Source organism: Novosphingobium sp., from assembly GCF_037133355.1.
GTDB lineage: Bacteria > Pseudomonadota > Alphaproteobacteria > Sphingomonadales > Sphingomonadaceae > Novosphingobium.
On the sequence record NZ_JBAXOI010000014.1, the window covers coordinates 39738 to 50781 of the forward strand.

General features: G+C 67.1%; 9 protein-coding genes. 6 read left to right on the top strand and 3 right to left on the bottom strand.

Going from position 1 to position 11044, the window contains the following annotated elements:
- The 3 genes from WCL10_RS14110 to WCL10_RS14120 form a co-directional block, all read right to left on the bottom strand.
- Positions 1 to 1110, bottom strand: a complete 1110-nt coding sequence (locus WCL10_RS14110; RefSeq protein ID WP_336896302.1) for a mandelate racemase/muconate lactonizing enzyme family protein — start codon at positions 1108 to 1110, stop codon at positions 1 to 3.
- Positions 1107 to 2735 (bottom strand): GMC family oxidoreductase N-terminal domain-containing protein, encoded by a 1629-nt coding sequence (locus WCL10_RS14115; protein ID WP_336896303.1) that lies wholly within the window; start codon positions 2733 to 2735, stop codon positions 1107 to 1109. Before WCL10_RS14115 ends, WCL10_RS14110 begins: the two co-directional genes overlap by 4 nt.
- Positions 2736 to 2871: 136 nt before the next feature.
- The gene (locus tag WCL10_RS14120; protein WP_336896304.1) at positions 2872 to 3471 is read right to left on the bottom strand and encodes a carboxymuconolactone decarboxylase family protein; all 600 of its coding nucleotides are present in this window, start codon (positions 3469 to 3471) and stop codon (positions 2872 to 2874) included.
- A 120-nt stretch (positions 3472 to 3591) separates the two neighbouring features.
- Between WCL10_RS14120 and WCL10_RS14125 the strand changes: the two genes are divergently transcribed.
- The 6 genes from WCL10_RS14125 (at position 3592) to WCL10_RS14150 (ending at position 10966) form a co-directional block, all read left to right on the top strand.
- Entirely contained in the window at positions 3592 to 4509 is a 918-nt protein-coding gene (locus WCL10_RS14125) for a LysR family transcriptional regulator (RefSeq protein ID WP_336896305.1), read from the top strand.
- Positions 4510 to 4576: 67 nt separating this feature from the next.
- Positions 4577 to 5416, top strand: a complete 840-nt coding sequence (locus WCL10_RS14130; protein ID WP_336896306.1) for an AraC family transcriptional regulator — start codon at positions 4577 to 4579, stop codon at positions 5414 to 5416.
- Between the two features lie 75 nt (positions 5417 to 5491).
- Positions 5492 to 6643 (top strand): cytochrome P450, encoded by a 1152-nt coding sequence (locus tag WCL10_RS14135; RefSeq protein WP_336896307.1) that lies wholly within the window; start codon positions 5492 to 5494, stop codon positions 6641 to 6643.
- The gene (locus WCL10_RS14140) at positions 6640 to 8202 is read left to right on the top strand and encodes an alpha-amylase family glycosyl hydrolase (RefSeq protein WP_336896308.1); all 1563 of its coding nucleotides are present in this window, start codon (positions 6640 to 6642) and stop codon (positions 8200 to 8202) included. Before WCL10_RS14135 ends, WCL10_RS14140 begins: the two co-directional genes overlap by 4 nt.
- Before the next feature lie 110 nt (positions 8203 to 8312).
- A complete protein-coding gene (locus WCL10_RS14145) occupies positions 8313 to 8780 on the top strand; it encodes a (2Fe-2S)-binding protein (protein ID WP_336896309.1) in 468 nt (155 codons plus the stop codon).
- Complete coding sequence (locus WCL10_RS14150; protein WP_336896310.1) at positions 8777 to 10966, top strand: molybdopterin cofactor-binding domain-containing protein; 2190 nt, start codon at positions 8777 to 8779, stop codon at positions 10964 to 10966. Before WCL10_RS14145 ends, WCL10_RS14150 begins: the two co-directional genes overlap by 4 nt.
- Positions 10967 to 11044 lie beyond the last annotated feature (78 nt).

Here is an 11044-nt window from a genome sequence, read left to right on the forward strand (position 1 = left end):
TCAGCGCTCCAGCGCGCTTGACGCATAGGCCATGCCTTCGAGCACGGCGGGATTGATCTCGACCCCCCAGCCCGGCCCCTCGGGCACCTTCATGCGGCCGTCCTCGATGCGGAACGGATCGCCGAGAAACAGGCCCTGCTGCCACGGGTAGTAATCGGCGCCCTCGATCGAGAATTCGAGATAGGGCCCGGCATTGGGGATCGCGGCAAGGAGGTGCGCGGTGCAGATCGTCACCAGCGAGAGGTTGGCGCTGTGCGGGGTAATGGTCATCCCCGCCGCCTGAGCCATGTCCACAAGCTGCAAGGTACGGGTCAGGCCGCCCATGTACATGACATCGGGCTGGAGCACATCGACCGCTTTCATCGCGATGATCTGCCGCCACACGTTGAAATCCCAATCCTGCTCGCCGCCCGTGACGTCGAGCGAGAGGGCGGCGGTGACTTCGGCGGTCTGTTCAAGCTCCCAGTAGGGGCACGGCTCTTCGAAATGGCAGAGCCCCTCCTGTTCAAGCAAGCGGCCGACTTCGATGGCGCGCGCGGGCGAAAAGCCGCTGTTGGCATCGACCATCTTTGCCACCCCATCGCCCAGCGCGCGGGCCACAGTGGGGACGACCGCCTCGGTCCGGCCCGGCCATTCATCCACATCGCGACCGCATTCTGAGGCGACGCGCCACTTGAAGGCATCAAAGCCCTGCTCGTCGCGCAGGCGCACCAGCCGCGCCGCCTCGTCCTCGGGGCTGATGTCGCGCTTCATCGAGGAGGCATAGGCGCGCAAGCTGGTGCGGGTGCCGCCGAGCAGCGCCGCGACCGGCTTGCCCTCCTGCCGCCCGCGCCAGTCCCACAACGCGGTATCAAGCCCGGCGAGCGCGCGGCAGCGGTAGCTTCCAGGGTACTTGTGTTCGCGCTCCTCGACGACCCGCACCGCGCCCGCGATATCGTTCGCATCGCGCCCCAGCACCCAGGGCGCAACCTGGCGGTGGAAGATCTGCGCGGTGATATCGGCGTTGTAAGTCGAGGTCTGGCCCCAACCCACGCTCCCATCCTCCATCGTCGCGCGGACGAAGGCGAGGAATTCATTGGCGAAAGTCTCAAGCTTGACGATTCGGATCATGGGGTTCCCGCAAAGTTCTGTTCAAGCATGCGCCCGGCGGCGATCCAGGCGAGCATGACTGTCGGCGCAAGCGTATTGGCAGAGGTGATGTTGGGGAAGGCCGAAGCGTCGATCACGCGCAGGCCTTCGGTGCCATGGACCGAAAGGTCGCTGCCCACGACCCCGCCACGATCCGCCGGGGCCATCCGGCAAGTTCCGCACAAGTGATGGACCGTGCCGCTGCGTGCGCGGAAATCGGCGAGCAGCGCTTCATCGTCCGCGCCGGCCGGATCGAACACGTAGGGCCGCTCGATCACCGCCGTCATCGCGGGGGTCGCCGCAATGCGTGCGATGAGACGGGCGGAGGCAAGCACCCCCGCGCGGTCTGCCTCGCTGGCGAGATAGTCGGGCTGGATCACCGGCGCAGCGCGCGGATCGGGCCCGGCGAGTGTGACACGGCCCCGGCTTTGCGGGCGGCAGGTGCTGAAGCCCAGCGTGAAGGCATCCCAGCGGTCGGGCTCGAGGATCTCGCGCTTGTCGGTGCCGCTTTTCGAATAGGTCAGCGGGTTGCAGTAGAGCTGCACATCGGGCCGGGCGAGCGCCGGATCGCTGCGCACCAGGCCGCCATACTGGTTGACGCTGAGGCTGAGCGGGCCCTTGCGGCTGAGGACATAGCGCAGACCTGCCCTGATCCGCGCGGGCCATGCAGCCAGCTCGCGGTTGAGCGTCGGTTCGCTGGTCCGGTAGAAATAGTCGATGCCGATGTGGTCCTGCAGGTTCGCGCCGACATGGGGGCTTTCGGCAACCGGCGCGATGCCTAGCGCCTTGAGGTCCGAGACCGTGCCCACGCCTGAGCGCAGGAGGAGCGCGGGCGAGCCCACGGCGCCGGCGCAGAGGATGATCTCGGCCTCGGCACGCACCTCGTGCACCGCGCCGCCCTGATGATAGCGCACCGTGCGCGCGCGGCGGCCTTCAAAGCCGATACGCTCGACCTCGGCCCCCTTGACCAGCCCGACGCGGCCCGTGGCGAGCGCGGGGCGCAGGAAAGCATCGGCGGCGGAGAAGCGGCGGCCGTCCTGAATATTGAGGTGGTAAGGCGCCACGCCCTCATGCGGCGGGGCATTGAGATCGCCGATCCGCACAAAGCCGGCTTCGCCCGCTGCGGCGAGGAAATGGCGGCCGAAGGGGTGATAGTCGGCAGACCGGTCCGCCACCGTGAGCGGGCCGCTGCCCTCGGACGCACCATCAGGGCCGATCCGCCGCTCGATGGCTTCGAACGCGGGCACCACATCGGCCCAGCCCCACCGGGAATTGCCCGCATCGCGCCAGTCGTCGAAATCGCCCGGCACGCCCCGGCAATAGACCATCGCGTTGATCGAGCTTGAACCGCCGATCACTTTGCCGCGCGGCAGATAGACCGCCCTGCCCCCAAGGCCGGCGACTGGCGCGCTGCGGTAGCACCAGTTGAGCGTGGGATCATTGAACGTGCGCCCGTAGCCGATCGGCACGCGCACCCAGAGGCGCCGGTCAGTGCCGCCGGCTTCCAGCACCAGCACACGCAGTCCCGGACGCGCGGCGAGGCGGCTGGCCACGACGCTGCCCGCAGCCCCCGCCCCGATCACGATATAGTCGAACGCCTGCGTCAAAATTCTGCCCCGCTATCCCCGCGCGCGCCTCTCTAGAGCCATTTGCGCGCGGGGCTTCCCATGATTTTTGCGCATCCCGGATAAACCGCGCACGATGGGAAGAATCGGGTGGAGGAGCGTCCGGAGAGAGGGGAAATCAGGCGGCGACGAGCGCAGGATCACGCGCCGTGCGGCCGAGCGGATCGATCCAGCGCAGCGCGGGATCGGCCATGAAGTCCTCGAGCGGAGTGTGCGTCAGGTGGTTGGTGTAGTTCGACATGACCTTGGTCGCGATGATCGTCACGACCTCCAGCACCTGGGCCTTGGTAAAGCCGGCTGCGATGAAAGCATCGACCGCCGAGTCGCCGGCAAACCCGCGGGTTTCGGCAACCACTTCGGCGAAGCGGCGCAGCGCCTCGAGGCGGGTATCGGCAATCGGGGCGCGGTCCCGGATCGCCTGGATCACGTCTTCAGGGACGCCTGCCTTGCGCGAGAGGAAAGTGTGGCCCGCAGTGCAGTATTCGCAGCCGTGATATACGTTGATCGCCTGGTAGACGACCTGCTGTTCTGCCGGGGTCAGCGTGGCCTTGGCGGCGACAAGATTGAACAGCGTGTCATAGGCTTCGAGGGCCAGAGGGCTTTCGGCGAGCGTGCCCTGCAGCTTGGGAATGAAGCCCCAGCCCCGCTTCACACCTGCGAGCAGCGGTTGCGAAGCTTCGGGAGCGGTCTCGATCGTGTGTACGTTGTAGCGGGTCATGGCGGTTCTCCTGAGTCTGCGATCACGCCGTCGGCGGCGATGGAGAGACAATGATCAATTCCTGCTCTAGCCAGTAGAGCCGGTGTTCTGATAGGATATGTTCCAGAGAGGAATATGTGGATGGACCGCCTCGTTGCCATGCGCCAGTTTGCCACGGTGGTTGAAACCGGCAGTTTTTCGGCGGCAGCGCGCCGTCTGAACATGGGACAGCCAGCGGTTTCCAAGGCCATCGCCAACCTCGAAGAGTACCTCGGCGTGCGCCTGATGGCGCGCACGACCCGCGCGCAGCACCTGACCGAGGCCGGGCAGCGCTTTTACGAACGCGCGCGCGTTGTACTCGACGAGGCCGACGAGGCGGAAGCTGCCGCCCGGGACTCCGCCACCTCGCTTGCCGGGCAATTACGGCTGGCTGCGCCGCCGACTTATGCCGCGCTCCACATCCTGCCGCGCCTTGCCGAGTTTCTCGACCGGCACCCCGAACTTGCTGTCGACCTGATCCTTGATGACCGCTGGGTCGATCTGATCGAGCAGGGGGTCGATGTTGCCGTGCGGCTTGGCAAACCTTCGGACAGCAGCCTCATCGCGCGGCGGCTGGGTAGCTCACAGCGCCTGCTGGTTGCGACCAGTGCCTATCTTGATCAGATGGGCGAACCGGCCACACCCGATGAACTGCCTGCACACCGACTGATCGCCTACAGCCAGTTTGAAGGGCCGACCGCCTGGTCCTTCACCCACGGCGCGACGAACACGTCGGTCGCGATCCAGCCGGTGGTGCGGGTGAGCGCGGGCGAAGGGATGCGCAGTTGCATTCTGGCCGGGCTCGGTATCGGCATGGGCTCACGCCTGATGTTTGCGCCCGAACTGGCTGCAGGTACGGTGCGCCCGGTGCTCGCCGACTGGGAGCTCTCCCCGGTAGATGTCTGGGTGATGTTCCCGGCAGGCCGGAAATCGAGCCGCCGCGCGCGCGCTTTTGCCGAATGGCTCGAAACCGTGGTGGGCGCTAACGGTGAACTGCTGGCGCCGCCGGTGGTGCCCTGAGCCGCAAGGCACGACCTGCGCTGCAAACCGGGTCGCGCCGCCCGCACCGCAATGCTAACCAGACGCCATGGCGAGAGGATCCATCTGCGAACCGGTCGAGGTCAATCCGGCCACCGCGATCAGGGCCGAGCGGGTCGCGATCACGCGGGCGGACCCGGCGCCCGAACGCTTCCCCCATTTCCACGATGCCGCGGAACTGATCTGGTTTTCCGCCGTGGACGGCAGCCTTGATTGCGAGGACGGGGCCTTCTTGCTGGAGAGCGGCACAGCGGTGTTCGTGCCCCCGATGCACAGGCACGACTTCGCCATCCCGCCCGGCGATCATCGCTGGGTGCTGGTGCACCTCGACCCGTTCCTGACCGCAAGCCTGCTGGAACGAACGCCCGCGCCCTCCGCCGCCGCCTGCCGCGTGGTCCGCTGCGCGGGCGCGCTGCGGCAGCGGATGGAGCTGCTGTTCGATTGGCTGGCCGAAGCATCGGCGGACGGTTCGCCGCGCGAGATCTTGGTCGGCCTTGCGGGTCTGATCCTGAAAGCCATGATACTGGCCGACGCCGCCGCCGATCCCGAGCCCGGCGCCACCAGCGGCGCGATCGATCGGCTGCGCCCCGCGCTCGACCGCATCGCGCGCAATCCCGGGCAGCCGATCACGCTGGGCGAGGCGGCAAGCGTCTGCCACTTGTCCGAGGCCTATTTCTCGCGCCGGTTCAAGCAGGTCTTCGGCAGCACGTTTTCCGATTATCTGCGCGCCTACCGGCTCCGGCTCGCGGCGCAGCGGCTGCTTTCGGGTGGGGAGCGGGTGAGCGAGATCGCGCGGGCGACGGGCTTTGCCAGCCCGGCCCACATGACCGAGCAGTTCCGCCGCCGCTTCGGCGTGACCCCGCGCGCCTACCGCGCCGGGGCGCGCTGAGGTCAAGACCGCGATAGCTTTTGCGCGGTTGGCGGGACTGGCGCCCGCCCGCACGGCAATGCGATGCTGCGGGGCATGGAGCAGGAAACCGCAATCGATCCATTCAGCGAGGCCCGCCGAGGCAGCGGTGTGCTTGTCGCCCGGTTCGGCGGCGAGACGATCCCGATGATCCTGCGCCACGATGCGGTGCGCCGCGTGGCAAAGGATTGGCATACCTTTTCATCGGACGCACCGATGCGCGTGCCGATCCCCTCCGAAGAGGCGATGCGCTCTGTGCGCCAGTTGCCGATCGAGGCAGACCCGCCGCTGCACAGCGCGGTGCGCGATATGCTCAAGCCCGTGTTCCTGCGGCCCGTCGCGCCGGCCTATATCGCCCGGATCGACGCGCTGGTGGCCGAACTGGTCGATGCCGCCACGGCGCGGCCGCAAATCGAGATCGTGCGCGAATTTGCCTTGCCCCTGCAATCGCGCGCGCTCGCCCATCTTCTCGGCCTTCCCGAGGCGGAGGCCGAGGAGTGGATATCCTGGGGCACGCACGTCTTTCACGACGGCGAGGACGGCGCCGCCAAGGGTGCGGTACTCGACCGCTATATCCGGAATGCGCTGGCCAAGGCGGCCGGTTCGGATGGCGACGATTTCTTCGCAGTGCTGAACCGCGCCGAACTCGATGGCCGCCGCCTCAATACCGACGAAATGGTCGGCATCGCCAATCTCACGTTTGCCGGCGGCCGCGACACGGTGATCAACGCGGTTTCGCGGATCATCGCCTATTTCGCCGCAAACCGGCCCGCGCTGGACGCGATCGGCAGCGATGCCAAGCGCATCGCCTTCGCAGTCGAGGAATTCGTGCGGGTGATCTCGCCGCTCACGCATATCGGCCGGGTCTGCCCGGTGCCGACCGAAGTGGGCGGGCATACCGTTGCAGCAGACGCGCGGGTCTCATTGTGCTGGGCCTCGGCCAACCGCGACGAGGCGGTGTTCGACCGGCCCGGCGAGGTACGCCTGGACCGCTCGCCCAACCCGCATCTTGGCTTTGGCAGCGGCATCCACACCTGCCTCGGCGCAGCGCAGGCCCGCACGATCCTGCGCTGCCTGATCCGCCAGCTGGCCGCGCGGACCGGGAGCATCACGGTGCTCGGCGAGCAGCGGCAGTACGAGGACCAGCGCAGCTATCGCCGCTGGGTGGGCTACGAAGCGCTGGTTGTTGCCATGGAGGGACGCACATGATGAGTGCACGCAAGGGTTGGCGGTGGCTGGCCGGAGCGGCATTGGCCGGGGCGCTCGCCTTCTCGGCCGGGACCGCACCAGCAAGCGCTGCGCCCGTGACGGCGCGGTCGGCGAACCTGTCGGACGATGTCGTCTACCACGTCTTCGTGCGCAGCTGGCGCGACAGCAATGGCGACCGCATCGGCGATCTCAACGGGATTGCCAGCCGCATCGGCTATCTGAAGTCGCTGGGCGTGACAGCGGTGCTGCTCACCCCGCTCTATCCGAGCCGGGTCTACCACAACTACTTCGCCACCAGCTTCGAAGGCATCGAGCCCGCCTACGGTTCTATGGCCGATTTCCGGCGCCTGCTGGCAGCGCTCCACCACGCCGGGATCAAGCTCTATCTCGACATGGAGTTCCAGTATGTGGTCGATGGCCACCCCTGGTGGCGCGAGGCGCTGGCCGATCCGGCTTCGGCCGCAGGCGACCGTTTGCTGTGGCAGGACAGGGCACGGGGCGTGCTGGCCGATGGCCCGTTCGGCTTGCGCGCATTCGATCATTTCGGCGGCGATCGCCAGAACGTGACGACGGTCAACCTCAAGGCGCCAGCAGTGCGCGCCTATTTCGACAAGTATCTCATGGACTGGGTCGATCCCAATCATGACGGCCGCTTTGATGACGGGGTCGACGGGTTCCGGCTCGATCACATGATGGACGACCTCGATTCGCGCGGCCTCCTCACCGATCTGTTCACCGAGTTCTGGAAACCGGCGTTCGACCACCTGCGCGCAGCCAATCCCCGGCTTTCGTTCATTGCCGAGCAGGCGGACTGGAACGATTCCGGTGCGGGTTACCTGACCCGGGCCGACACCTCGGCAGTATTCGGCTTCACGCTGGAAAAGGCGATCAGGCAGTTCGACAAGGCCGCGATCGTCGCCGCGATCACCGCGCTGGAGCGCGCGACGCCGCCGGGCAAACACCAACTGCTGTTCCCGGAGAACCACGACATCGACCGCATCGCCTCCGATCCGGGCATGACCGCCGAGAAGCTGCGCACCGCAGCTGCCCTCGTGTTTTTCCTCAAGGGCACGCCGATTGTCTATCAGGGCCAGGAACTGGGCATGAAAGGCCAGCGCGATACCGCCTACAAGACCGACGAGGCCGAAATCCCGCTGCGCGAGGCGTTCAAGTGGGCGTCTAGTGATGCCGCGCCGGGGCAAGCGACCTGGTACCGGCGGCCCGGCGCACGCTACTGGGACCAGCGACAGGCGCGGGATCATGACGGCGTTTCGGTAGCCGAACAGAGCGGACGCGCCGGCTCGCTGCTGGAGCATTACCGCAAGCTGGCGAAACTGCGCTGGAGCCTGCCTGCGCTGCGCCGGGGTGACCAGAAGGTGCTGGAGAGCCCGGCGGACCTGCTGGTGGTCCGCCGCTGCGGTGCCGGACAATGCCTGTACCTTGCCGTGAACCTCTCCGCCAGAACCGTGACCTACCGCGGCCCCGGCTCGCGCCGTGCCGATCTGATCGGTGGAGGCGGCGCGCGTTTGCGGCCGTGGCAGGCGGTGCTGCTGCGTTAGGCGTGCGCTCTTCCCGCCGTCATGGCTTGACGCAATCCTTGAAGACTGTTCAGATTTGACATGGCCCGCGTCCCGATACCCCGGACGCTCCGTCCAAGCGGAGACTGCCCATGTCCGTCGTACTCACCGTCAACCGCCGCAAACGGACCGTGGAGGCCGATGCGGACAAGCCGCTGCTCTGGGTACTGCGCGAGGATCTCGACATGCCGGGCACGAAGTTCGGCTGCGGCGCGGGCCTGTGCGGGGCCTGCACGGTCATTCTCGATGGGCAGGCGGTGCGATCTTGCCAGACGCCGATTGCGGAAGCGGCGGGCAAGCAGATCACCACGATCGAGGGAGTGACCGCGCTGCCGGCAGGGCAGAAAGTGGTCGATGCCTGGGTGAAGATCGATGTGCCGCAGTGCGGTTATTGCCAGGCGGGGCAGATCATGTCGGCCACCGCGCTGCTCACTGCCACTCCGAAACCCAGCGCCGAGGACATTCTGGTGGGCATGAACGGCAATATCTGCCGCTGCGCCACATATGTGCGCATCGAACGCGCGATCCGCGAAGCCGCCGGTCTGGAGAACGAGGCATGAGCACGCAGGCGACAGCCATGAGCCGCCGCTCGTTCATCGCGGCATCGCTGGCCGGCGGCGCCGCCCTCACGTTCGAGGCGCAGATCGCGCTGGCGGCGGGGCCGGGCGTGCCCGATGCGACTGTGCTCAACGCCTTCATCCGGATCCTGCCGGACAACAGCGTGATCATCGGGGCGAAGAACCCGGAGATCGGACAGGGCATCAAGACCATGCTGCCGATGCTGCTGGCCGACGAACTGGATGTGACCTGGGAGCAGGTACACATCGAGCAGACCGATGCGAATGACAAGATCTATGGCCCGCAAGTGGCCGGCGGCAGCACTGCAACGCCGATGAACTGGCTTCCGGCGCGGCAAGCGGGGGCCGCGGCCCGTGCCATGCTGGTAAGCGCAGCGGCGGCGCAGTGGAAGGTGGACGCTGCAAGCCTGACGACCGCCGGCGGGCGCGTGGTCGACAAGGCCGGGGGCCGCAGCGCGACTTATGCCTCGCTCGCAAAGGCGGCGGCGGCACAGGCCGCGCCCGATCTGGCCAAGGTGCCGCTCAAGAAGCCGAACGAGTTCCGCATCATCGGCACGCCGCGCAAGGGGGTGGACACACCGAAGATCGTGCGGGGCGAGCCGCTGTTCGGCATCGATACGCGGCTGCCGGGTCTGCTCCATGCGGCCATGGTCAAGTGCCCGGCAATCGGCGGCACGCTGGCGAGCTATGACGATAGCGCGGTGAAGTCCGCGCGCGGGGTGGTGGCGGTAGTGCCGATCAGCAGCGGCCAGTGCCCGGCGGGCAAGCAGGATGCGGTGGCGATTGTCGGCACATCGTGGTGGGCGGTGCAGAAGCTGCGCGAAAAGCTCGTGGTGAAGTGGGATATTGCCGCGCAGCAGGGCTTTTCGACCGAACTCTACGCCAAGCAGGCCGCTGAAGCGCTGGACAAGGCGCCCGATGCCACGCTGTTCAAGGCGGGCGATGCCGATGCGGCTCTGGCCAAGGCCGCCAAGGTGGTGACCGCCGACTACAGCTATCCCTTCCTTGCCCACGCGACGCTGGAGCCACAGAACTGCACCGCGCTTTGGCATGCGGACGGCAAGCTTGAGTTTTGGGCGCCTTCGCAGAACCCCGGCAATGGCCGCAAGGATGTGGCAGCGATGATGGGCATCGCGCCCGAGGCGATCACCATCCACATGACGCGCATCGGCGGCGGCTTCGGCCGTCGGCTGATGAACGATTATATGGTGATGGCTGGCCAACTGGCGAAAGCGGTGCCCGGGCGCCCGGTCAAACTGCTGTTCGACCGGACCGACGACCTGCGCAACGACTACTACCGGCCGGGCGGCTGGCACCGCTTTACCGCAGGCATCGATGCAAGCGGCGCGCTGGTGGCGTTCAAGGACCACTTCGTGACTTTTGGCGCGGGCGGCAAGCCGATCCGGGCGGCCGAAATGCCCACTTCGGAGTTCCCCGCCTCGGTCGTGCCCGATACACATCTCGTGCAGTCCTTCCTATCGACCAATCTCACGACCGGCTGGCTGCGCGCGCCGACCTCGAATGCCATGGCGTTTGTCTGGCAGAGCTTCATGGACGAAGTGGCGGAGGCGGCGGGGACCGACCTGCCCGCGCTGATGCTGCGCACATTGGGGGCTCCGCGCGATCTGCCGACCGAGCGCCCAACCGTGGTGTTCAGCACGGCCCGCGCGCGCGGGGTGATCGAGCGCGTGGTGGCGTTCTCGGGCTGGACGGGCAAGCCTTCGGGGGTGCCGGGCAAGGGCCGCGGCTTCGGGTTCTATTTCAGCCACCGCGGCTACTTTGCCGAAGTGGTCGACGTGACCGTGGCGGATGGTGCGGTGAAGGTCGACAAGGTGTGGATCGCGGGCGACATCGGCTCGCAGATCATCAATCCGCTGAATGCCGAGCACCAGGCCCAAGGCGCCGCGATCGATGGCCTCGCGCAGGCGCTGGTGTGGCAGCCGGTGGTGCAGGAAGGCGGCGCGGTGCAGACAGTGACGTTCAGCGACTTCCCGCTGCTGCGGATGGATGCCAAGCCCGCCGAGATCGCGATCAGCTGGGTGAAAAACGACTATCCGCCCACCGGCCTTGGCGAGCCGACCCTGCCGCCCGTCATTCCCGCAGTCGCGAACGCGATCCGCGCGGCTACCGGCAAGCGACTGAGAAGCCTGCCGCTGCAACTGGCCTGAACGGCAATCGTGGGGGAGCGAAAGAATCTTCGCAAGTGCAGCGAAAAATCGCAAGATAGCGATTGACCAATACTGAAC

Coding starts and splice junctions, on each gene's coding strand:
- WCL10_RS14110 (WP_336896302.1), bottom strand. CDS start 1,110: ATGATCCGAATCGTCAAGCTTGAGACTTTCGCCAATGAATTCCTCGCC.
- WCL10_RS14120 (WP_336896304.1), bottom strand. CDS start 3,471: ATGACCCGCTACAACGTACACACGATCGAGACCGCTCCCGAAGCTTCG.
- WCL10_RS14125 (WP_336896305.1), top strand. CDS start 3,592: ATGGACCGCCTCGTTGCCATGCGCCAGTTTGCCACGGTGGTTGAAACC.
- WCL10_RS14130 (WP_336896306.1), top strand. CDS start 4,577: ATGGCGAGAGGATCCATCTGCGAACCGGTCGAGGTCAATCCGGCCACC.
- WCL10_RS14135 (WP_336896307.1), top strand. CDS start 5,492: ATGGAGCAGGAAACCGCAATCGATCCATTCAGCGAGGCCCGCCGAGGC.
- WCL10_RS14140 (WP_336896308.1), top strand. CDS start 6,640: ATGATGAGTGCACGCAAGGGTTGGCGGTGGCTGGCCGGAGCGGCATTG.
- WCL10_RS14145 (WP_336896309.1), top strand. CDS start 8,313: ATGTCCGTCGTACTCACCGTCAACCGCCGCAAACGGACCGTGGAGGCC.
- WCL10_RS14150 (WP_336896310.1), top strand. CDS start 8,777: ATGAGCACGCAGGCGACAGCCATGAGCCGCCGCTCGTTCATCGCGGCA.